Genomic DNA, 21,530 nt, shown 5'->3' with positions numbered 1-21,530 from the left:
AGCAAAAGCGTGTCAGCCCAGCATCTCCTTGATCTTGGATGACAGGTGCTCGATCTGGAACGGCTTGGTGATCATCTGCATGTTCGGGCCCAGGAAGCCGGATCGCTCCGTCGCGTTTTCGGCATAGCCGGTGACGAACAGGACCGGCAGGTGCGGCAGGTGCTGGCGCGCAATCTCCGCCAGCTGGCGGCCGTTCATGCCCGGCAGGCCGACATCGGTGATCATCAGGTCGATGGTGTTGCCGCCGCGTAGCAGCTGAAGGGCGGACTGCGCCTCGGCGGCTTCCAGCGCGGTGTAGCCGAGTTCGCTCAACACCTCGCGCACCAGCAGGCGTACCGATGGATCATCCTCCACCAGCAGCACCGTCTCGCCGTCACCGCGATGATCGGGCGTCGCGTTGCTGTCCTGGTGCAGGATGTCCCCTTCCGCCACCGGCAGGAAGATCTTCACCGTGGTGCCGGTGCCGGGCGCGGAGTGGATCCGCACCTGGCCGCGGGACTGCTTGGCAAAGCCATAGACCATCGACAGGCCGAGTCCGGTGCCCTGCCCGATCGGCTTGGTGGTGAAGAAGGGGTCGAACACCTTGTCCAGCGTGGCCGCATCCATGCCAACGCCGCTGTCGGACACGGCCATGACCACATAGCGGCCGGCCGCCACGCCGGGCCATCGGGCGCACTGCTCCTCGTCCAATGCGACCAGACTGGTCTCGACGGTGAGCGCACCCCCGTCCGGCATGGCGTCGCGGGCGTTGATGGCCAGGTTCAGGATCGCGTTTTCCAGCTGGTTGGGATCCACCAGGGCCGGCGGCACCTGCGGCCCCGGTACGATCGCGACCGCGATCTGCTCGCTCATGGTCCGGCGCAGCAGGTCTTCCAGCGAGGCGATCAGCGCGTTCACGTCGGTCGGCCGGCTGTCGAGCGATTGCCGGCGCGAAAATGCCAGCAACCGTGCTGTCAGACTGGCGGCGCGCTGTGCCGAAATGCTGGCCGCATCCATGAACCGGTCGAGCCCATCCAGTCGCCCGGACGCGATCCGGCGCTTCATGATGTCGATCGCACCGATCACGCCGGTCAGCATATTGTTGAAATCGTGCGCGATGCCGCCGGTCAGCTGGCCCACCGCCTCCATCTTCTGCGCCTGCCGCAATGCAGCCTCGGCCCGCTCCCGCTCCTCGCCCTCCGCCTGCAGCCGGGCCAGCGCCTCTGTCAGGGCCTCGGTCCGTTCCGCCACCTGCCGTTCCAGCTGTTCGGCGGCGGCCACCAGCGCCACCTGGCCGCGCTTCTGTTCGTCTATGTCGACAATGACGGAGATCGACCCGGTCACCCGTTCGCCATCCGTCAGCGGAATGCCGCTGACCCTGGTCCACACCGGCGTGCCGCCGGGCGGATGGTGGCGGAATTCCACCCCCCGCACCAACTCGCCCCGGAGCGCCCGCGCCGTCACGAAGTGGTCGGGGGCGATGCGGGTGCCGTCCGGCTCGTAGCCTTCCCATTCCGCTGCCACCTCGGCCGCTTGCGAAGGCACTTCCCCGCCCGGCAGGAAGCGGCGGAATTCCGGATTGGACAAGGCGGTGGTGCCATCCGGGTTCACGAAGGCGACGCCCACCGGCAGCGCATCCAGCAAGGTCACCAGCCGCGTGCTTTCGGTATCCAGCCGGGCGAGCTGGTCGCGGATCTCGAACTGCTTCTGGCGCGCGCGCATTGTGGCCGCCACCGCGCTGAACAGCGATTCGCTGCTGAGCGGGCGTTCGAGCAGGACCACGTTGAGCGCATTGTCCGGCAGCCGTCGCCGGATCGCCTCGGTCGATGCCGCCCGCCCCGCCTGGCGCCCGGCCAGCAGCACGAAGGGTATGTCGGACCATGATGGCTGCCGTTCCAGCGCCAGCTGCAGCTCGCCGAGATCGCCCGACAGCGCTTCCTCAGTCAGCAGCACGACGCCGACCTCATCCCCGACCGCTACGGCAATGTTGTGCAGCGACGGGCAGATCGCGACGTCATATCCCTGGCCGGCCAGCACGCGCTGCAGACTTGGCGCATCGCTGCCATAAGGCGCGCTGACCAGGATGCGGCGGCCTTCAGGTGCGGTTCTGTGCACCTAGCCGCGGTCTTCCATCAACGGCGCCCGCGATCCGGCATATTCGGGCGTGCCGGTCAGCACGCCCCGGAAATCGGACAGCGGCTCCCCGACACGCAGGCCCTGCGCATCAAGGCGCAGCTCGCGAATGGCGTCCTCGTGCGGGCCGCTGCGGTTCTTGACGATGGAGATCGCCTTGCGGATCCGCCCCTCGCTTTCGAAGAAGCGCAGCAGGATCACGATGTCGGCGATGTAGGACACGTTCAGGCCGTGCGTCTGCATGGTCCCGAAGAAGCCCTGCTGCGGATTGATCAGCAGCGTCAGCACGCCCGCCTGGTTCAGGTAGGATTGCAGTTCGTGCAGCTGCAGGATCAGTTCCTTTTCCTGCGGCATGGCCGAGACATAGCCGTTGAGACTGTCGATCAGCACGATCCGACAATTGTGATCCTCGACCTCGGCCCGCACCATCGCGGTGAACTGGCCAGGTGCGATCTCGGCCGGCTCGATCTGCCGGATCGACAGGGTTCCGGAGGCCATATGTTCCCGCAGGTCGAGACCGAAATCCGCCGCGCGGCTGATCAGCGTGCCGATCCGCTCATCGAATTCGTAGATCACGCAGCGTTCGCCGCGGCGGCAGGCGGCGGCGATATATTGCAGCGCCAGCGTGGTCTTGCCCGTGCCCGCGGGCCCGGTGATCAGCGCCGACGTGCCGCGCGCCGGGCCGCCGCTCAGCATCTGGTCGAAGGCGGCGATCCCGCTGGGCACTGCTTCCCCGATGAAAGGGGTGTGGTGTTCCGAGGCGACCAGGCGCGGAAAGATATCCACGCCGCCTTTGCGGACGATCATGTCGTGATAGCCGGCGACGAAGTCCACGCCACGCATCTTCTGCACCTGCATGCGCCGCCGCGCGGGGCCGAATTCCAGCGTCAGCCGCTCCAGCGTGACGACGCCGTGGCAGAGGCTGTGAAGGTGATTGTCACGCGCGCCGGTGCCGCCGCTCATGTCGTCCACCAGCAGAACCGTGGTGTCGAGCCCGGCGAAGAACTGCTTCAGGAGCAGCAGCTGGCGGCGATATCGCAGCGGATCCTGCGCCAGCAGCCGCATTTCTGACAGGCTGTCGAACACCACCCGTTTGGGCTTCACCCGGTCGACCTGGTCCCGGATCAGCTGGATGGTGCTGCCGAGCTCCATCTCCCAGCTGTGCAGGATCGACTGATCGCGCCCGGCGCCCAGCACTTCCTCCACCGAAGCCAGCTCGAACAGGTAAATCCCGTCCAGCGACCAGCCGTGCGAGGCGGCGACGAGGTGCAGCTCCTCGCTCGTTTCCGACAAGGTGATGTACAGGACCGGCTCGCCCTTCGCGACGCCGTCCAGCAGGAATTCCAGCGCCAGAGTGGTCTTGCCCGAGCCGGGCATTCCTTCGAGCAGGAACAGCCGGTTGGCGGGCAGCCCGCCGCGCAGCACCTGATCCAGGCCCTTGTTGCCGGTGGGTACCCGCTGATCCAGGAAGGTCATGATTGCAGCACTTTCGTCTCTTGTCCGTGATCGGGCCGACAGTGCTGTTCGCGAGCTGGAGCAAGCTCGATCACGGAAAAGCCGATAGTCGCCGATCGCCACCGCATAAACGGGCTGCGCGTCCGCGTCTCTAGCCCATTAACGCCGCCGCCAATGAAAGTGCCCTGATGGCACCAGGCCGATCGTCAGCCGGCCGCACGGTGGTAGCTGCGATCCGATTGCGGGTCCTGCATGTCATAGGCGAACCATGCGCCCTGCCCATGATCGTAGACCTGCACCAGACCGTCCGCCACCTGCGCGGTGCAGAAGGTGGATGACTGCCGGTCGTAGCCCTTGACCCTGTCGCCCTCGCGCTCGACCGACACGAAGGTCTTCTCGCCCTCGTCGTAGATCTCGGGCAAGGTGCCGCCGAACTTGACGCCGCGGTCGCCGTCGAAGCCTTGCAGCTGGTCGCCGCGGCACTCGGCCGCGATGCGCAGGTCCTGCGCCGCCGTGTGATCATGGACGCCCGCCACCTTCTTGCCGGTGATCGAAGCGAAGGTGGCGGCGGCGATCATTGCGCGGATATGTGGTTGCATGGCCTGCACTTGGCACCCGGACGGAGCCGGATGCAAGCTTTCGCTCCGCCCCTATGTGGCTGACCAGCCGCCGCCGAGCGCGCGAAACAGGTCGATCTGCGCGGTGGAGACCAGCGCATCCTGCGCCGCGAGGCTGGCGCGGGTTTCCGCCAGGGTGCGTTCGGCATCCAGCCGGTCGAGCGAGTTGATCCGCCCTTCCCGCTGCTGCGCCCGCACGATGGTGGCGGCACGCTCTGCCTGCGCCGTCGCCTGCTGCAGCGCGCGGCGGCGGTCGATCGCGCCGGCATAATTGGCCAGCGCGGTCTCCGTCTCCTGCAGCGCAGTCAGCACCGTGCCGTCGAACGCGGCAAGCCGTTCCTGCGTGCCCGCCTCCGCCGCGTCGATCCCGGCGCGGATCGCCTCGTTGTTGGGGAAGGACCAGCTGAGCAGCGGGCCGAGCAGCCAGCGCAAGGGACCGCCGGTGAAGATGTCGCCGATATCCGGCCCGGTCGAGCCAATCTGCGCGCCCAGCGCGATGCGCGGATACAGGTCCGCCGTGGCGACGCCGATGCGGGCGGTGTCGGCCGCCAGCCGGCGTTCCGCCGCGCGGATGTCGGGCCGGCGGGCGAGGAGTTGCGCGCCGTCGCCCACCGGCAGGGCCTGCGTGATCTCCAGCACCATCGACCGTTCGCCGGCAATGGGCGGCAGTTCGGCGGGTGCGCGGCCGGTCAGGGTGGCGAGGCGAAACAGCGCGCCGGCGCGGATCGCCTCCAGCGCCGGGATCTCCGCCGCGCGCTGTTCGCGCAGGGTGGCGATGCGGGCGACGGCCAGGCCGGTCTCGAACCCCTCGTCATAGCGGCGCTGCGTGAGGCCAAGCGACTGGTCGAGCAGATCGACGATGTCGCGCGCCACGGCGATCCGCGCGGCGGTGCCGGCAGCATCGGCATAGGCGCGGGTCGTCTCGGCCACGACCATCACCCGCACAGCATCGGCATCGGCATCCGCGGCCGCAAGGTCGGCACGGGCCGCCTCCACTCCGCGGCTGACGCGGCCGAACAGGTCCACCTCGTAAGCGACGTCAAGCCCGGCATCGACCGACCACCGCTCCCGATCCAGGCCGGGAATGGTCTGGATCTCGGGCACCCGGTTGTAGGTGCCGCTGGCGCCGATCTGCGTCGATGGCAGGCGGTCGGCGCCCGCGCCGCGCAGGGCAGCACGGGCACGGGCGATGCGGGCGACTGCCTGCCGCAGGTCGGTGTTCGCCGCCTGCGCATCGGCCACCAGCCCGTCCAGCACCGGATCGTCATACATCCGCCACCAGTCCGCCGGCAGCGGCGTGGGCGTGAAGGCCGGGTTGGCGGCGGAAAGGAATGGGCCGGACTCCGCAGGGCGGGGGGTTGGTGCGACGAAGTCCGGCCCCACCGCGCAGCCCGACAGGGCCAGCGCAGTGATCAGGGAAAAAGTGGTGTTGCGGGGGTTCATGACAGGCACCTATTCTGCGGGCTGCAGCACATGGCTGCTGCCACGGGGGCGGCGCATGGTGGCGAGGCGGTCGCCCAGCGCGCGGCACACGACATAGAAGGTCGGGGTGAAGACCAGGCCGAAGCCGGTGACGCCCAGCATGCCGAAGCACACCGCCGTCCCCAGCGCCTGCCGCAGCTCCGCGCCCGCGCCCGTCGCGATCACCAGCGGCACGGAGCCCAGGATGAAGGCGAAGCTGGTCATCAGGATCGGGCGCAGGCGGGTGATCGCCGCCTCCACCGCGGCCTGCACGGGGGTCAGGCCGTGATCCTCCCCCTGGCGGGCGAACTCCACGATCAGGATCGCGTTCTTCGCCGCCAGCGCGATCAGCACGACCAGCCCGATCTGTGTCAGCACATTGTTGTCCATGCCGCGCAGGTTGATGCCGATCATCGCCGCCAACAGGCACATCGGCACGATCAGGATGATCGCCAGCGGCATGACCAGGCTTTCATACTGCGCGGCCAACACCAGGAAGACGAGCAGCACGGCGAGGACGAAGACCACCACCGCCGTGTTGCCGGCGAAGCGCTGCTGGTAGGCGATGCCGGTCCATTCGAAGTCGTACCCACTGGTCAGCGCCGTGTTGGCCACCCCTTCCATGGTGCCGAGCGACTGGCCGGAGGAGAAACCGGGCGCGGTGTCGCCATCCACCGCCACGGCCGGCGCCAGATTGTAGCGCGTCACGCGATACGGCCCGGTCGTGTCGCTCAGCGTGGCGACGGAGCCCAGCGGCACCATGGCGCCATTGTCGCTGCGGGTCTGCAGATTGGCGACATCGCTGGCATTGTCGCGGAACGGGGCATCGGCCTGTGCGGTGACACGGAAGGTGCGGCCCAGCAGGTTGAAGTCGTTCACGAAGGACGATCCGAGATAGACTGACAGCGTCTCGAACACCCGCGCCGGCGACACGCCCAGGATCTGCGCCTTGTCACGGTCGATATCGGCGCGCACGCGCGGAGTGGCGGTGTTGAAGAAGGTGTAGACGCCGGCCATCCCCTCCTGCTGGTTGGCCTGGGCGATCACGGCATTGGCCATCTTCTCCAGCTCGCGATAGCCCGTGCCGTTGCGGTCCTGCACCATCATGCGGAAGCCGCCGGCGGAACCGATGCCGCGGATGATCGGCGGCTTGACCACCATCAGCCGGGCGCCGCGGATGTCGGCGGTGGCCTTCATCGCCTCGCCCATCAGCGCATCCACAGTCTGCCCCTTGGCGGCGCGTTCGGCGAAATCGTCCAGCACCCAGTAGGCGGCGGCGGAGCTGGCGCTTTGTGTTTCGGACGTGCCGTCGAAGCCGGACAGCATGACGGTGTTGCTGATGCCGGGGATCTTCAGCATGCGCCCGGCGATGTCCTTCATCATCGCATCGGTGCGGCTGGTGGCGGAGCCGGGCGGCAACTGGATGACGGTCAGGAAGTAGCCCTGGTCCTGCTGCGGCACGAAGCCGGTGGGGGTGGCCGACAGGGCGAAGCCGGTCAGCCCGATCAGCACGACATAGGTCGCCATCACCCGCCGGGGCATCGCCACCAGCCGCGCCGTCCAGCGGCCATAGGCGGCGCTGAAACGGTCGAAGCTGTTGTTGAAGCCATCGCCGGCGCGCTCGATCACCTGCCGCCAGCGCGGCGCACTGGCCGGCAGATGCTTGTGAGGGCGCAGCAGCAGGGCGGACAATGCCGGTGACAGGGTCAGCGACACGACCAGCGAGATGACGGTCGCGGCCGAAATGGTCACGGCGAACTGCTGGTAGAACGCGCCGGACAGGCCGCCGATGAACAGCGTCGGCACGAACACCGCGCACAACACCAGCACGATGGCGATCAGCGCGGCGCCGACCTCGTCCATGGACCGGCGCGCCGCCTCCAGCGGGGACATGCCTTCGGCCAGGTTGCGTTCCACATTCTCCACCACCACGATCGCGTCATCGACCACGATGCCGATCGCCAGCACCAGCCCGAACAGCGACAGGTTGTTCAGCGAATAGCCCAGCATCGCCAGCACCGCGAAGGTGCCCACGAGGCTGACCGGGATCGCCAGCACCGGGATCAGGCTGGCGCGCCATTTCTGCAGGAACACGATGATCACCAGCACCACCAGCACCACCGCCTCGATCAGCGTGTGGACCACGGCGTCGACCGATCCCTGGATGAACTCCGTGGGGTTGTAGACGACGCGGTATTCCAGTCCCGGCGGGAAGTCGGCGGCGAGCGCCTCCATTTCGGACAGCACCTGGTCCGCGCTGGCCAGGGCATTGCTGCCCGGCTGCTGCAGCACGGGGATGATGACGGAGTCGTCGCTGCCCAGATAGGCGCTGGTGCTGTAATCCTGTGCGCCGATCTCCACCCGCGCAACATCGCGCACGCGAACCTGGCGCCCCTCGGCATCCGTGCGGATCACCACATTGCCGAACTGCGCGGGGTCGGTGAAGCGCCCCTGCGTCTCCACATTCAGCTGGAACGCGCTATCTGGGCTGGGCGACTGGCCGATCTGGCCGGCGGCGACCTGCACGTTCTGCGCGCGCAGGGCATCGACGATGTCACCCGCCGCCAGGTCCAGCGCCGCGGCACGGCCGGGATCGATCCACACCCGCATCGCCAGTTCGCGCTGGCCGAACAGCTGCACGTCGCCGACGCCCTCGATCCGGGCGAGCCGGTCACGGATGCGCGTCTGCGCGTAATTGGACATGTATTCGCGGTCGAGCGAACCGTCGGGCGAAACCAGGTTCACCAGCAGCAGGAAGTCGGGCGTTGTCTTGCGGGTCACGATGCCCAGCCGCTGCACCTCGGCCGGCAGGCGCGGGGTGGCGATGGCGACGCGGTTCTGCACCAGCACCTGCGCCTCGTCCAGGTCCGTGCCCTGCTGGAAGGTGACGGTGATCGTCACCCGCCCGTCGCCGGTCGATTCGCTGGACAGGTACAGCATGCCGTCGACGCCGTTGATCTCCTGCTCGATCGGATTGGCGACGGTTTCCGCCACCGTTTCGGCCGAGGCGCCGGGATAGGTCGCGGTCACCTGCACGGTGGGGGGCACGACCTCCGGATACTGGCTGACCGGCAGGAAGAAGTAGCTGATGGCACCCACCAGCGTGATGATGACTGCGACGACGACGGCAAAGATCGGCCGGTCGATGAAGAAGCGTGACAGGCGCATGGAGCGCTCCTGAATAGAGAAAGGGCGCGCGGGCGGTCAGTTGGCGGCGAGGCTGGCGCCGGCTGCGATCCGGCCGGGCCGGGTCGTGACCTTGCCGCCGGGGATCGCCATCTGCGTGCCGTCGATCACCACCCGGTCGCCGGGCGCCAGGCCGCTGCGCACCACGCGCAGGCCGTCCACGATCGGACCGAGTTCGACCGGCTTCGATGCGACGGTACCGTCCTGGCCGACCACCAGCAGCAGCTTGCGCGTCTGGTCCGTCTGCACGGCGGTGTCGGGCACCAGCAGGGCGTCGACCGCCCCGCCGCTGGCCATGCGCATGTTGCCGAACATGCCGGGCGCCAGGAAGTTGTCCGGATTGCGAACCACTGCACGGGCGCGGATGGTGCCGGATCGCGGATCCAGGCCATTGTCGGTGAAGTCCAGCGTGCCGTGGCGAGTGAACTCCGCCTCGTCCTGCAGCCGGATCTCGACCGATGCGCCATTGGCGAGCCCATCACGGCGGCCTTTCAGGAAGGAGCCTTCCGAGCCGTCGAAGGTGAAGTAGAGCGGATCGGTCGCGTTGATCGTGGTCAGCAGTGTAGCACCGGCGCCGTCGCCCGCGGCGACCATATTGCCCGGGTCGATCCGCCGGTCGGAGATGCGGCCGGCGATCGGTGCGCGCACCACCGTGAACTCGACATCCAGCGCCCGGCTGCGGACGCGGGCGCGGGCGCCCTCCACCGCGGCACGGGTGGCGGTGACGCGGGCGCGCAGGGCGTCCAGCTCGCTGCGGGACACGGCATCATCCTCGACCAGGCGCTGCGCGCGGGCGAAGTCCGCCTCCGCCAGAGCAAGATCGCTGCGAGTGGTGGCGACGCCCGCCTCCGCTTCGGCAAGGGCGGCGCGATACGGGCGCGGATCGATGGTGAAGAGCGGCTGGCCGGCATTGACGAACTGGCCATCCGTGAAGTGCACGGCGGTGACCTGGCCGGAAACGCGCGGGCGCAGCTCGACGCTGCGACTGGGTTCGAAGCGGCCGATATAATCGTCCCACAAGGTGACCTGCCGCTTCAGCGGGGTGGCGACCGTCACCACCGGCTCCAGCGGGACGGCGGCCGGCGCCTCGCGCCCGCTCAGCAGCCACCAGGCCAGCGCCAGAACGGTCAGGATCGTGGCGGCCCAGCCCAGCATGCGGGCACGGGGCCGGCGGGGCACCGGGCGCGGGGCGATATCAGCCGGAAGGTCGCTGATCGGGATGGGGGTCATGTCGGTCATGGCTCTCTCGCGGATAGCGGGCGCAGGCCCGCGCCGCCGAAAGCCGGGAGGCTGACGGATGGATCGGGGGCAGCACTTTCGAAAAACATACAGCAGCGGCGAATACCCGGACGCTTCGGGCGCCGAGCCGTTCTATACCGCTAAGTATGTAATGTGCCGTACAGACGCAAGAGCCTTTTTGTACCGACCGATATTATTAGATGGGCAGCCCGATCATCGCCCGGGCCACAAGGCCAAGGTGGCCTCTGCGATCTTCTGCAGCTCCTCGCGCGGGACGCCCTGCCCGGCCTGCACCGCGATGCCCTGGAACACGGCCGACAGATACCGGGTGATCGCCTCCGCCTCCACGGCCACGTTGAAGTCGCCATCGTCGATCGCCCGCTGCATGCGCGCCATGATCGCCTGACGCGACGTTTCGGCGCGCTGCTGCACATGTTCTCGGATGGAGGACTGGTCGCCATTGCAGGTCATGCTGGCGATCACCCCCAGGCAACCGGGACAGTCGCTGGTGATGTTGGCGATATTTCCGAACAGCAGGCGTTCGGCCACGGTGCGCGCGGTAGGCGCATCCAGCGCGCTCTGGACGTAGGCCAGCTTTTCCGATTCGTAGAGGTCGAGCGCCTGCTTGAAGAGGGCTTCCTTGTTGCCGAAGGCGGCATACAGGCTGGGGCGGGTAATCCCCATCGCCTCCGTCAGATCGGTCAGCGAAGCGGCGTCGTAGCCCTTGCTCCAGAACACCTGCAACGCGGCGGCGAGCGCCTCGTCAGTGTCGAATTCGCGCGGACGCCCCCTGGTTGCGGTTTTTTCCATAACAATCAGTATGTAATGCGTGCGCGCCGGATGTCCACCGGTCGTTCCGCTTTGGCGGATGACCGGGGACAGTCCGGTCGCTTAGAAGCTGAACCGTGCGCGGGCGACCAGCCGGTCGTCATGGTCACCGCGCGCCGCTTCGTCGGGGATGTCGGTGCCGACATATTCCAGCGACACGGCCAGCGGCCCGGTCACATGATCCACCCCGACGCGCCAGTCGCTATAGCGGCCACCGGGGCGCAGCCGGTTGGCGCGCAGAGTGTCGTCCACATCGCCGGAAGACCGCCCGACATGGCCATACAGCGTCAGCGGCGTGGCGGGGATGCCGGCATCGGCCCCGGCGAACAGGTACAGATTGCTGCCGCCGATCGCGCTCTGTTCGGGCGCATAGAAGCCGCCGCCGCTCACACGCACGGGGCCGAGCGTGTATGCGGCGGTGACGCCCGCTTCGGCATAGTCCTGCTTGCCGAAGGCGCCGGTGAACAGGTGCACGATGCCCTGCCCAGTGACGGCAAACGGCCCCACATCCTGCGTCGCGGACAGGCCCAGGTCGATCACCGTGTCGGCCTCGCCATGCAGGCCGGCATCGCGCAGGGTCACGAGGCGAGCGGTTGCGCCCAGTGCGCCGGCTTCCAGCGCGAAGTCGGCGGAGATGGCGGCGCGGCCCTCGCTCCAGCTGACGCCGCGGCGGTTCTCCTCCGTGGCGATCTCGAACGCGGGGCGCAGGGATACCGGGGCAATGGACTGGGCTATCGCCGCCGTGCCGGGGCACAGCACGGCGGCGAGGATGGCAATCGTTCGGCAGAAAGGCGGTTGTCTCATCCAGCGGTCATAGCAAGCTGCCGCTCCACCTGCGAGACCAGCACGTCACGATCGGCTTCCGCCACCGCCAGCAATTGCCGGTGCAGCTCGTCAGAGCGTTCGGCAAAGTGCTGCGCGACGTCGGTGCGATGCGAATTGCACCAGCCCGCCCGGCTCAGTGTCAGGCCTTCCGCATCGTCGATCGTGCGCGACAGCAATCCGCCATTGGCATGGCGCGCCTCCCGTTCCACGGCGAGACCAGCGGTCCATTCACAGCGCAGGGTGGAGGCGCGGCCACCCGGCGCGGGCGTGCCGACCTGGCGCGCGGCAAGGGTGACCGTACCGCGATATTCGGCATCCACCGTGCCGCTGGCGTGCTGCACCTGGGTGCGGTGCTCCAGCGGAAGGTGCGGGGTTACGACAATGGCGCCGAGCATCAGCCCAGCGGCAGCCAGCATACCAGTCATCTACGTTCTCCTGCGATGCCCCGGCCTTTGCGGCCGTGAGCGGTTGGGCCTTTTGGCTTCCGGTCAACCTTGGTGGGCGGAGAGACCGGATCAAGTTACAAATCGTTGCATCTGCTCGCCTGCATCAGCCCTGCCCTTCGCCCGCCCGTTCCCGCCGCAGCAGTTCGCCCTTGATCTGCGGCCCGTAGGCATAGCCGCCCAGTGCCCCGCCACTGCGCACCACCCGGTGGCAGGGGATCAGCACCGCCACGGGGTTGGCTCCGTTGGCGCTGCCCGCCGCCCGCACGGCAGCGGGGCGGCCGGCCGCGGCGGCAAGCTGCGCGTAGGAGCGTGTTTCCCCCGCCGGAATGCGCTGCAGTTCCGCCCAGATCCGTTCCTGAAAGGCGGTGCCGCGCACATCGAGCGGGATCGCCGGTCCGGCCCTGCCCGGCTGCTCCACCGCGGCGACCACCTGATCCAGCAGGGCGCGAAAGGCCATGCCGCCCTCAGCCAGTTCGGCACGAGGGAAACGGCGGGCAAGGTCTTCCACCCCTTCGGCGAAGGACAGGCGGCACACGCCCTTGTCGGTGGCGGCAACCAGCATGGTGCCCAGGCTGGTGGGAACGAGGGCCCATTCGATCCGCACCCCCGCCCCGCCCCGCGCCCATGCGGACGGGGTCATGCCCAGCCGCCCGTCCATTGCGGCATAGAACCGGCTGGGGCTTTCGAACCCGGCATCGTAGATGGCCGGCGTCACCGCTCCCGCTTCGCTCAGCGCACTTTGCGCACGTTCGCGGCGCAGTGCGCGGGCATAGGCGGCGGGCGACAGGCCGGTAGCGCGGGTGAAGATGCGCTGGAGATGGGCCGGCGAGTAGCCGGTCTGCCCGGCGAGTTCGGTCAGAGTCAGTGCCCGATCGGCGGCGCGGATCAGCGCTGCGGCCTGTTCCACCGCCGCCACGTCGCGCGCCTGGTCGTCCGGCCGGCAGCGGCGGCAGGCACGCAGGCCAGCGACCCGCGCTGCCGCGCCATCGGCGAAGAAGCGCACATTTCCCCGTCGCGGATGGCGGGCCGCGCAGGACGGGCGGCAATAGATGCCGGTGGACAACACCCCGGTGACGAACTGGCCATCCTGGCCGGCGTCGCGCCGCAGCACCGCGGCCCAGGCAGCGTCCTCGTCGATCGGCGGGTGGGTCATGGCGCGTTGTCTCCTATCACCGGCCTTCCTGGCAAGAGCGCACCCGCAGCGCATCCCGCGCCTTGCGTTCAAACCGGTGGGGCGGCAAGGGACGGGCCGTCATGGCCACGACCCTGTTCCGCCTTCTCCTGTCAGCGCTGCTGCTGCTGATCGCCTTGCCGGCACCGTCGCGCGCGGAGCCGGCGGACATCGCCGCGGCGGCGCGCGGCGTGGTGCGCGTGGTGATCATCGACCGACGCGACGGGCAGGTCACGCCCCTGTCGCATGGCAGCGGCTTCGCCGTCGCGCCGGAGCGGGTGGTGACGAACGCCCATGTGGTGCGGCAGGCGGTGGCGGATCCGTCCTTGGCGATCGGGATCGTGCCGTCGGATGGCGGCGATGCGATCTATGCCCGGCTGGTCACCCTGTCGGACCGCAACGATCTTGCCTTGCTGGCGACCACCTCGCCCATGGCGCTGCCGCCGCTGACGATCAGCGGCAATCCGTCGGTCGAGGCCGGCGCTGTCATCGCGGTCGGCTACCCCATGAATGTCGACCGGGCGCAGGGCCTGTCGGCCGGCGACCTGTTCCGCGCCGTGCCGCCGGTGAAGAGCTCCGGCTTCCTGAGCGGCCGGCGTCCGTCGCGCGACTTCGACACGCTGCTGCACACCGCGCCCATCGCGCGCGGCAACAGCGGCGGCCCACTGCTGGACGAATGCGGCCGGGTGGTGGGCGTCAACAGCTTCGGTGCGGAAAGCGGCAGCGCGGATGCGGAGTTCTTCTTCGCGGTTTCCACGCGCGAGCTGCTGCCTTTCCTGACCGCCAATAGCGTGGTCCCGCGGGTCAACGCCTCCCCGTGCCGCAGCCTGGCCGATCTGGAGGCGGCGGAAGCCAGCCGGGCCGAGCGCGCGGCGCAGGACGCGGCCCGGCAGGCCGCGGCGGATGCAGCCTCCACCGCGCGGCGGCAGGCCGATGCGCGGCAGGCGATCGAGTTCGAGATCATCGCCGAGCGGGAGAACGGCATGGCCGCCACCTTCCTGCTGCTGATCGCGGGCTTCGCAGCGGCGCTGTACGGAATGTTCCTGTACGAATTCCCCAAGGAGGGCGACACCGCCAGGGGGCCGCGCATCGCGTTTGCGGTGGCGGGCCTTGCGCTGCTGGGCGCCGGCGGGGCGTGGGCGTCGCGGCCCGGCTTCGGCCAGGTCGAGGGCCGGCTGGCCGACAGGTTGCTGGCCGAACGGCAGGCGGAGACGGGCACAGGGAATGATGGCGGCTCTCAGGCGGGCAACTATGTCTGCGTGCTGGACGAGAGCCGCAGCCGCGTGGTGGGTGACGCGGCCGCCGACGTCACGATCGACTGGTCGGCGGATGGGTGCGTCAACGGCCGCACGCAATATGCGCTGACCGGCGGCCATTGGACGCGCATCCTGGTGCCGGAGGACGAGGCGGCCGTCACGATCAACCGCTTCGATCCGGCAAAGGGCGAGTACCGCGTCGACCGCTATCTGCTGGGCCGCGACGCCCGCGCCGAGGTGCGCGAGGCACGCGGCACCTATTCCCCGCCCCAATGCGGTGGCGGGCCGGCTGCCGGTACAGCCCTGGCGCAGGGGCAGCAGGCGATCCTGGCCATGCTGCCACCGCAGCCGAACGAGCGGCTGGCCTATTCCTGCAGCAGGAACGAAAGCGCGCGATAGGCCAGCATCCATGTGGCAGTCCGGTTGCAAGCTGGCCATGTGAATGCTAGGCGCCCGGCAACTTCTGCCGGGGGGCTGATTCAGCGATCCTTCAACAGGCAGGTCCGTGCAAACACCTTTGTCCGTCTCGAGAGGACCATTCCGCCGTGGAGCTATCCGCCGGTATCAAGGCCAGTCTGGCAGGCCGCTACGCTTCCGCCCTGTTCGACCTGGCGTCTGAATCAGGCACCGTCACCCAGGTCGAAGGCGATCTGGAGCGGCTGTCCGCCGCCCTTGTCGAAAGCGCGGAGCTGCGCGCCCTGATCCGCAACCCGCAGATCAGCCGGGAGGCGATCGGCCGCGTGTTCGACGAGATCGGCGAGACGCTGGAAATCTCCGGCCTGACCGCCGGCTTCCTGGGCACGCTGGCGCAGAACCGCCGGATCGACAAGCTGCCCGAGATCATCCGCGCCTTCGGCAGCATCGCCGCGGCGCAGCGGGGCGAAGTGACGGCGGAAGTCGTCAGCGCCCATGCGCTGGACGAAGGTCAGCTCCACACGATCGAACAGAAGCTGCGTGCCCGCGAAGGACGCACGGTGAAGCTGCGTTCGCGCGTGGACCCCGATATTCTTGGCGGACTGGTGGTCACCATCGGTTCGCGCCGGATCGATTCCTCGATCCGCACCCGTCTCAACACCCTCTCCCAGGCGCTGAAGGCCTGAAGAACAGACGCCGCACGAAAGGCAGAGCATGGAAATCCGCGCCGCAGAAATCTCCCGCGTCATCAAGGAGCAGATCGCCAGCTTCGGCACCGATGCGCAGGTGTCGGAAGTCGGCACCGTTCTGTCCGTAGGTGACGGCATCGCCCGTATCCACGGCCTTGACGAAGTGCAGGCTGGCGAGATGGTCGAGTTCGACAACGGGCTGCAGGGCATGGCCCTGAACCTGGAAGCCGACAATGTCGGTGTCGTGATCTTCGGGTCCGACGCGGGCATCAAGGAAGGCGACAGCGTGCGCCGCACCGCCACCATCGTGGACGTGCCCGTGGGCAAGGGCCTGCTGGGCCGCGTGGTCGATGCGCTGGGCAACCCGATCGACGGCAAGGGCCCGATCGCGACGACCGAGCGTCGCCGCGTCGAGGCGAAGGCCCCCGGGATCATCCCGCGCCAGTCCGTGCACGAGCCCGTGCAGACCGGCCTGAAGGCGATCGACGCTCTGGTGCCGGTCGGCCGTGGCCAGCGCGAGCTGATCATCGGTGACCGTCAGACCGGCAAGAGCGCCGTGGCGATCGACACCTTCATCAACCAGAAGGACGCCCACGCCGGCACGGACGAGAGCAAGAAGCTGTACTGCATCTATGTCGCGGTCGGCCAGAAGCGCTCCACCGTGGCGCAGATCGTGCGCCAGCTGGAAGAGAACGGCGCGATGGAATATTCCATCGTGGTCGCCGCGACCGCCAGCGAGCCCGCCCCGCTGCAGTACCTGGCACCCTATACCGGCGCTGCCATGGGCGAGTTCTTCCGCGACAACGGCATGCATGCCGTGATCGTGTATGACGATCTGTCCAAGCAGGCCGTTGCCTATCGCCAGATGTCGCTGCTGCTGCGCCGCCCGCCGGGCCGCGAAGCCTATCCGGGTGACGTGTTCTACCTGCACAGCCGCCTGCTGGAACGCGCCGCCAAGATGAGCGACGTGAATGGCGGCGGTTCGCTGACCGCGCTGCCGATCATCGAGACGCAGGCGGGTGACGTGTCGGCCTACATCCCGACCAACGTGATCTCCATCACCGACGGCCAGATCTTCCTGGAAACGGGCCTGTTCTACCAGGGCATCCGTCCGGCCATCAATGTGGGCCTGTCGGTCAGCCGCGTCGGCGGCGCCGCGCAGACCAAGGCGATGAAGAAGGTGGCGGGCTCCATCAAGCTGGAGCTGGCGCAGTATCGCGAAATGGCAGCCTTTGCGCAGTTCGGCTCCGACCTGGACGCCTCCACCCAGAAGCTGCTGAACCGCGGTGCGCGCCTGACCGAGCTGCTGAAGCAGAAGCAGTTCAGCCCCATGCCGTTCGAGGAGCAGGTCGTCTCCATCTTCGCGGGCACCAATGGTTACCTGGATAAGGTGCCGGTGGATCGCGTGACCGAGTATGAGGCGGCGATGCTGTCCTTCATGCGCGGCGAACATGCCGGCGTGCTGACCGAGATCCGCACCACGCAGAAGTTCGAAGGTGACGTGAAGGACAAGGTCGTCAGCGCGCTGGACGCGTTCGGCAGCCAGTTCGCGTAAGGACAGCGGCCGGTGGCATCGCTCAAGGAACTCAAGGGTCGGATCAACTCGGTCAAGTCGACCCGGAAGATCACCAAGGCCAAGCAGATGGTCGCCGCGGCCAAGCTGCGCAAGGCACAGGCGGCCGCCGAGTCCGCGCGTGCCTATGCGGAGCGGCTGGCCGGCGTCATGGCCTCCCTGTCGGGCAAGGTGGCGGGGCAGGCCAATGCGCCGCTGCTGATGCGCGGCACTGGTGCCGACAACCGCCACCTGCTGGTGGTGGCGAACAGCGACAAGGGGCTGGCCGGCGCGTTCAACTCCAACATCGTGCGTGCCGCCCTGCTGAAGGCGCATGAACTGGAAGCGGCCGGCAACAGCGTCGAGTTCTACCTGATCGGCCGCAAGGGCCGTCCGGTGATCCGCCGCGCCTTCCCCGAACAGATCACCGCCCAGTTCGACACGAGCGAGATCCGCAACCCCGGTTTCGCCGAGGCCGAGCGGATCGCGGACGAGCTGGTGGCCATGTACGAGGCCGGCCGGTTCGACGTGGCGCATCTGTTCTTCAGCCGGTTCCGTTCTGCCCTGGTGCAGGAACCGACCGTGCAGCAGATCATCCCCGTCCCCGCACCCACGGTCGCGCCCGTCGCGGGCAGCGCCGATGCGGTGGTGGAGTACGAGCCGGGCGAGGAGGAAATCCTGGCCGAGCTGCTGCCCCGCTATCTCAAGACGCGCATCTTCGGCGCGCTGCTGGAGAATGCGGCCAGCGAACAGGGTGCGAGCATGACCGCGATGGACAACGCCACGCGCAATGCCGGCGACCTGATCAATTCGCTGACCATCCAGTACAACCGCAGCCGCCAGGCCGCGATCACCACCGAACTCATCGAAATCATTGCCGGCGCGGAAGCGCTCTGATTTAGGACCAAGGACGAACACCATGGCCACCGCCCCCGCCTATAACCCGAACATCACCGAGAAGGGCACGATCGCCCAGGTCATCGGCGCCGTCGTCGACGTGACCTTCGCCGGCGAGCTGCCCGCGATCCTCTCCGCGCTGGAAACGTATAACAACGGTACCCGTCTGGTGCTGGAAGTCGCGCAGCATCTGGGCGAGAGCACCGTGCGCTGCATCGCCATGGACGGCACCGACGGCCTGGTCCGCGGGCAGGACGTGATGAACACCGGCGCGCAGATCCGCGTGCCCGTCGGCCCCAAGACGCTGGGCCGCATCATGAACGTGATCGGTGAGCCGATCGACGAGCGCGGGCCCATCGGTGCCGAGCGCACCGCCCCGATCCATGCGGAGGCTCCGCTGTTCGTCGACCAGTCGACCGACGCGGCCATCCTGGTCACCGGCATCAAGGTCATCGACCTGCTCGCGCCCTATGCGCGCGGCGGCAAGATCGGCCTGTTCGGCGGCGCCGGTGTGGGCAAGACCGTGCTGATCCAGGAACTGATCAACAACATCGCCAAGGGCCATGGCGGCGTGTCCGTCTTTGCCGGCGTGGGTGAGCGCACCCGCGAAGGCAACGATCTGTATCATGAATTCCTGGATGCCGGCGTCATCGCCAAGGATGCGGAAGGCAATGCCACGTCCGAGGGCAGCAAGGTGGCGCTGGTCTTCGGCCAGATGAACGAGCCGCCGGGCGCCCGCGCCCGCGTCGCCCTGTCCGGCCTGACCATGGCCGAGTACTTCCGCGACGAGGAAGGCCAGGACGTGCTGTTCTTCGTGGACAACATCTTCCGCTTCACTCAGGCCGGTTCGGAAGTGTCCGCGCTGCTGGGTCGTATCCCTTCCGCCGTGGGCTACCAGCCGACCCTGTCGACCGACATGGGCAATCTGCAGGAACGCATCACCTCCACCACCAAGGGCTCGATCACCTCGGTGCAGGCGATCTACGTGCCGGCGGACGATCTGACCGACCCGGCCCCTGCCGCCTCCTTCGCCCACCTCGATGCGACCACCACGCTGAATCGCGCGATTTCGGAGCTGGGCATCTACCCGGCGGTCGATCCGCTCGACTCCACCAGCCGCGTGCTGACCCCGGCCGTCGTCGGCCAGGAGCATTACGACACGGCCCGCCGCGTCCAGGAGACGCTGCAGAAGTACAAGAGCCTGCAGGACATCATCGCCATCCTGGGGATGGACGAACTGTCCGAAGAGGACAAGCTGACCGTGCAGCGCGCGCGCAAGATCCAGCGCTTCCTGTCGCAGCCGTTCCACGTGGCCGAGGTGTTCACCAACATCCCGGGCAAGTTCGTGCAGGTGGAAGACACCGTGCGCAGCTTCAAGGCGGTGGTCGAGGGCGAGTACGACCACCTGCCGGAGAGCGCCTTCTACATGGTCGGCGGCATCGACGAGGCGGTCGAGAAGGCCCGCAAGATGGCCGAAGGCGCCTGACATGGCGGCGGCGCGGGGTGCATCGCCCCGCGCCCTGCCCGCCGGCTGCCCGATAATGGAGCAAGAGCATGGCGCAGGAAGCCGGACGCATTGAAGTCACGCAGCAGGCCCGGTTCGACCGGCTGCTGAAAAGGCTGACACTGGCCGGCATTGCCTGTTTTCTGCTCATCTCCGCTTTCGATATCCATCGCTGGCGGGTGACGCACTGGCAGCAGTTCGATGCCGCCTTCGCCATGGCGAAGGGGCATCTGCTGGCCGTGCCGCCCCAGCCGTTGTGGCTGTATGCAGTTGGCTTCCCCTTCATCGCCGTGAACTTCTACTGCCACCTGCAGATCCTGCGCGGTGCCCGGCGCGGCATCCTGCGTTTGTTCCTTGGCAGCGCGGCGGGCATTGCGCTGGTGCCGCTCGCCGGTTTGCAGACGGTCGGCTACCAGATGATCTGGCCGGAGCTGCTGCGGCTTGCCGGCTATGCCATTGCCGGCGCGATCGCCATCATCCTGGCCTTCCGTCTGGACAGCCGGTCCGCCACCCTTATAGACGCGCCCCAGCCGAAGGATTGAACCCGACCATGCCGCTCCATTTCGAACTCGTGACCCCTGCCAAGCTCGTGCGTAGCGAGGAGGTCCACATGGTCGTCGTTCCCGGCACCGAAGGCGAGTTCGGCGTGCTGGAGGGTCACGCGCCCTTCATGTCCACCATCCGCGATGGCGCCGTGCAGGTATTCCGCACCGAAGGCGCGACGCCCGAACTGATCCAGGTCCGTGGCGGCTTCGCCGAGGTCGGCGACAAGGGCCTGACAGTGCTGGCCGAGCACGTCGAGGACTGACCTCCGACTTGGCTCACCGGCGCTTCGTGCGGGTCGGTGCGTGAAAGTCGGGCGGCTTGTTCGCAACCCACGCCACGAAGCCGGCCAGCTCGGCATTCTCCAGCAGGGCGGCGCGGTCCGCACCCAGTCGCGCCAATTGTGCGTTGGTGAAGTTGGCGTGGATCGCCTTGTGGCAGATCGGATGCAGCGGGACGGTCAGCCGTCCGCCCTTTGCCTTTGGCACCACATGATGCTGTTGCACCCGCGCGCCCAGCACGCGGCCGCACAGCCAGCATGGCGCCGGGGGAATGTCAGGGTGCGGCATCTGCCTCCACCATGATCGGCCGCCGCGTCGCGTGCCACATAAACAGTCCTGCCCCCACGATCAGCACCGCGCCCGCCAGCGCGGCTGCGTCCGGCACCTCGCCGAAGAACAGCGCGCCCAGCGCCACGGCGACCAGCAGCTGGCCATAGGTCATCGGCGCCACCGTGCCCGCGCCGGCCCGGACTGTGCCCATATAGATCAGCCCGTGCCCCATGCTGGCGGTCCCGCCGATCAGGATGCAGCGCGCCAGCACGCTCCAATGCGGCCAGTCCAGCTGGAACGGCGGCAACCCGGTGGCGTGCAGCAGCGGCACCACCGGGATCAGGAACAGCAGCGCGGTCAGGCACAGCCAGTATTGCATGCGCAGCACGCTGGCCTGCCCCACGCTGGCGCGATTGGCGATGATCGTCACCGCCATGCCGGCCGCCGCCAGCAGGGGCAGCAGCGCGGCGCTGCCGACCTCCGCCAGATTGGGGCGCAGCACGATGGCGACGCCGGCGAGGGCCATGGCGGTGGCGATCCAGGTGGCGCGGCGAGCCGGTTCGCGCAGCAGCGCCATGCCCAGCATCGCGGTCATGATCGGTTGCGAGAAGGCGATGGTCGTCGCCTCCGCCAGCGGCATGACCCACAGCGCCATGAACATGCCGATGGCCGACAGGGCAATGGCGATGCCGCGCACCCATTGCAGCGGACGGCGGGGCACGGCCAGCGCGCCCAGCCCTCGCTGCGCGCCAGCAGCAGGCCCAGCAGCACCGCGCCCGAGAGA

At 68.3% G+C, this 21,530-nt stretch carries 19 protein-coding genes; 7 read left to right on the top strand and 12 right to left on the bottom strand.

The features are described from left to right. Positions 1-12 precede the first annotated feature (12 nt). From D5S08_RS05795 to D5S08_RS05750, 10 genes are all read right to left on the bottom strand, one after another. The gene (locus D5S08_RS05795) at positions 13-2,094 is read right to left on the bottom strand and encodes a hybrid sensor histidine kinase/response regulator (RefSeq protein ID WP_121116495.1); all 2,082 of its coding nucleotides are present in this window, start codon (positions 2,092-2,094) and stop codon (positions 13-15) included. Beyond that, positions 2,095-3,588 (bottom strand): ATPase domain-containing protein, encoded by a 1,494-nt coding sequence (locus D5S08_RS05790; RefSeq protein ID WP_121116493.1) that lies wholly within the window; start codon positions 3,586-3,588, stop codon positions 2,095-2,097. It abuts the gene before it with no gap. A 185-nt stretch (positions 3,589-3,773) separates the two neighbouring features. Then, positions 3,774-4,166, bottom strand: a complete 393-nt coding sequence (locus D5S08_RS05785) for a hypothetical protein (protein ID WP_121116491.1) — start codon at positions 4,164-4,166, stop codon at positions 3,774-3,776. Between the two features lie 51 nt (positions 4,167-4,217). After that, positions 4,218-5,627: an efflux transporter outer membrane subunit gene (locus D5S08_RS05780; protein WP_121116489.1), complete on the bottom strand. Its 1,410-nt coding sequence runs from the start codon at positions 5,625-5,627 to the stop codon at positions 4,218-4,220. Between the two features lie 9 nt (positions 5,628-5,636). Next, on the bottom strand, positions 5,637-8,813 hold the full coding sequence (locus D5S08_RS05775; RefSeq protein ID WP_121116487.1) for an efflux RND transporter permease subunit: 3,177 nt from the start codon (positions 8,811-8,813) through the stop codon (positions 5,637-5,639). Positions 8,814-8,849: 36 nt separating this feature from the next. Beyond that, positions 8,850-10,061, bottom strand: coding sequence for an efflux RND transporter periplasmic adaptor subunit (locus tag D5S08_RS05770; RefSeq protein ID WP_175578883.1), 1,212 nt, complete (start codon positions 10,059-10,061; stop codon positions 8,850-8,852). A 222-nt stretch (positions 10,062-10,283) separates the two neighbouring features. Continuing rightward, entirely contained in the window at positions 10,284-10,880 is a 597-nt protein-coding gene (locus tag D5S08_RS05765; protein WP_121116483.1) for a TetR/AcrR family transcriptional regulator, read from the bottom strand. A gap of 81 nt (positions 10,881-10,961) precedes the next feature. Next, positions 10,962-11,702 carry a TorF family putative porin gene (locus tag D5S08_RS05760; RefSeq protein ID WP_121116481.1) on the bottom strand — a complete coding sequence of 247 codons (741 nt, stop codon included), beginning with the start codon at positions 11,700-11,702 and terminating at the stop codon, positions 10,962-10,964. Continuing rightward, positions 11,699-12,148: a hypothetical protein gene (locus tag D5S08_RS05755; RefSeq protein WP_126665496.1), complete on the bottom strand. Its 450-nt coding sequence runs from the start codon at positions 12,146-12,148 to the stop codon at positions 11,699-11,701. The genes D5S08_RS05760 and D5S08_RS05755 overlap by 4 nt, the downstream gene beginning before the upstream one ends. A gap of 124 nt (positions 12,149-12,272) precedes the next feature. Further along, positions 12,273-13,322: a bifunctional transcriptional activator/DNA repair enzyme AdaA gene (locus tag D5S08_RS05750; RefSeq protein ID WP_121116477.1), complete on the bottom strand. Its 1,050-nt coding sequence runs from the start codon at positions 13,320-13,322 to the stop codon at positions 12,273-12,275. 101 nt (positions 13,323-13,423) lie between these two features. Between D5S08_RS05750 and D5S08_RS05745 the strand changes: the two genes are divergently transcribed. The 7 genes from D5S08_RS05745 (at position 13,424) to D5S08_RS05715 (ending at position 20,460) form a co-directional block, all read left to right on the top strand. Then, positions 13,424-14,995: a S1 family peptidase gene (locus D5S08_RS05745; RefSeq protein WP_121116475.1), complete on the top strand. Its 1,572-nt coding sequence runs from the start codon at positions 13,424-13,426 to the stop codon at positions 14,993-14,995. A 146-nt stretch (positions 14,996-15,141) separates the two neighbouring features. Beyond that, positions 15,142-15,696 carry a F0F1 ATP synthase subunit delta gene (locus tag D5S08_RS05740; protein WP_121116473.1) on the top strand — a complete coding sequence of 185 codons (555 nt, stop codon included), beginning with the start codon at positions 15,142-15,144 and terminating at the stop codon, positions 15,694-15,696. 28 nt (positions 15,697-15,724) lie between these two features. Continuing rightward, positions 15,725-17,254, top strand: coding sequence for a F0F1 ATP synthase subunit alpha (atpA, locus tag D5S08_RS05735; protein ID WP_121116471.1), 1,530 nt, complete (start codon positions 15,725-15,727; stop codon positions 17,252-17,254). A gap of 12 nt (positions 17,255-17,266) precedes the next feature. Next, complete coding sequence (locus D5S08_RS05730) at positions 17,267-18,148, top strand: F0F1 ATP synthase subunit gamma (protein WP_121116469.1); 882 nt, start codon at positions 17,267-17,269, stop codon at positions 18,146-18,148. A gap of 22 nt (positions 18,149-18,170) precedes the next feature. Continuing rightward, the gene (atpD, locus tag D5S08_RS05725; protein ID WP_121116467.1) at positions 18,171-19,634 is read left to right on the top strand and encodes a F0F1 ATP synthase subunit beta; all 1,464 of its coding nucleotides are present in this window, start codon (positions 18,171-18,173) and stop codon (positions 19,632-19,634) included. Positions 19,635-19,702: 68 nt separating this feature from the next. Further along, positions 19,703-20,194: a hypothetical protein gene (locus D5S08_RS05720; RefSeq protein WP_121116465.1), complete on the top strand. Its 492-nt coding sequence runs from the start codon at positions 19,703-19,705 to the stop codon at positions 20,192-20,194. An 8-nt stretch (positions 20,195-20,202) separates the two neighbouring features. Then, positions 20,203-20,460 (top strand): ATP synthase F1 subunit epsilon, encoded by a 258-nt coding sequence (locus D5S08_RS05715; RefSeq protein WP_121116463.1) that lies wholly within the window; start codon positions 20,203-20,205, stop codon positions 20,458-20,460. A 13-nt stretch (positions 20,461-20,473) separates the two neighbouring features. Here D5S08_RS05715 and D5S08_RS05710 read toward each other — a convergent pair whose 3' ends face one another. Next, on the bottom strand, positions 20,474-20,764 hold the full coding sequence (locus D5S08_RS05710; RefSeq protein WP_121116461.1) for an HNH endonuclease: 291 nt from the start codon (positions 20,762-20,764) through the stop codon (positions 20,474-20,476). Further along, positions 20,751-21,467 carry a DMT family transporter gene (locus D5S08_RS05705; RefSeq protein WP_162301932.1) on the bottom strand — a complete coding sequence of 239 codons (717 nt, stop codon included), beginning with the start codon at positions 21,465-21,467 and terminating at the stop codon, positions 20,751-20,753. The genes D5S08_RS05710 and D5S08_RS05705 overlap by 14 nt, the downstream gene beginning before the upstream one ends. Positions 21,468-21,530: the final 63 nt, after the last annotated feature.

The sequence above is a fragment of the Croceibacterium ferulae genome (assembly GCF_003660445.1).
Classification (GTDB): Bacteria; Pseudomonadota; Alphaproteobacteria; order Sphingomonadales; family Sphingomonadaceae; genus Croceibacterium; species Croceibacterium ferulae.
This window is presented reverse-complemented; position numbering and strand designations above follow the sequence as displayed.

What these genes read in the sequence shown, in the direction of transcription:
- D5S08_RS05790 (WP_121116493.1), bottom strand. Translation starts at nt 3,588, where the DNA reads ATGACCTTCCTGGATCAGCGGGTACCCACCGGCAACAAGGGCCTGGAT.
- D5S08_RS05785 (WP_121116491.1), bottom strand. Translation starts at nt 4,166, where the DNA reads ATGCAACCACATATCCGCGCAATGATCGCCGCCGCCACCTTCGCTTCG.
- D5S08_RS05780 (WP_121116489.1), bottom strand. Translation starts at nt 5,627, where the DNA reads ATGAACCCCCGCAACACCACTTTTTCCCTGATCACTGCGCTGGCCCTG.
- D5S08_RS05775 (WP_121116487.1), bottom strand. Translation starts at nt 8,813, where the DNA reads ATGCGCCTGTCACGCTTCTTCATCGACCGGCCGATCTTTGCCGTCGTC.
- D5S08_RS05770 (WP_175578883.1), bottom strand. Translation starts at nt 10,061, where the DNA reads ATGACCCCCATCCCGATCAGCGACCTTCCGGCTGATATCGCCCCGCGC.
- D5S08_RS05765 (WP_121116483.1), bottom strand. Translation starts at nt 10,880, where the DNA reads ATGGAAAAAACCGCAACCAGGGGGCGTCCGCGCGAATTCGACACTGAC.
- D5S08_RS05760 (WP_121116481.1), bottom strand. Translation starts at nt 11,702, where the DNA reads ATGAGACAACCGCCTTTCTGCCGAACGATTGCCATCCTCGCCGCCGTG.
- D5S08_RS05755 (WP_126665496.1), bottom strand. Translation starts at nt 12,148, where the DNA reads ATGACTGGTATGCTGGCTGCCGCTGGGCTGATGCTCGGCGCCATTGTC.
- D5S08_RS05750 (WP_121116477.1), bottom strand. Translation starts at nt 13,322, where the DNA reads ATGACCCACCCGCCGATCGACGAGGACGCTGCCTGGGCCGCGGTGCTG.
- D5S08_RS05745 (WP_121116475.1), top strand. Translation starts at nt 13,424, where the DNA reads ATGGCCACGACCCTGTTCCGCCTTCTCCTGTCAGCGCTGCTGCTGCTG.
- atpA (WP_121116471.1), top strand. Translation starts at nt 15,725, where the DNA reads ATGGAAATCCGCGCCGCAGAAATCTCCCGCGTCATCAAGGAGCAGATC.
- atpD (WP_121116467.1), top strand. Translation starts at nt 18,171, where the DNA reads ATGGCCACCGCCCCCGCCTATAACCCGAACATCACCGAGAAGGGCACG.
- D5S08_RS05720 (WP_121116465.1), top strand. Translation starts at nt 19,703, where the DNA reads ATGGCGCAGGAAGCCGGACGCATTGAAGTCACGCAGCAGGCCCGGTTC.
- D5S08_RS05715 (WP_121116463.1), top strand. Translation starts at nt 20,203, where the DNA reads ATGCCGCTCCATTTCGAACTCGTGACCCCTGCCAAGCTCGTGCGTAGC.
- D5S08_RS05710 (WP_121116461.1), bottom strand. Translation starts at nt 20,764, where the DNA reads ATGCCGCACCCTGACATTCCCCCGGCGCCATGCTGGCTGTGCGGCCGC.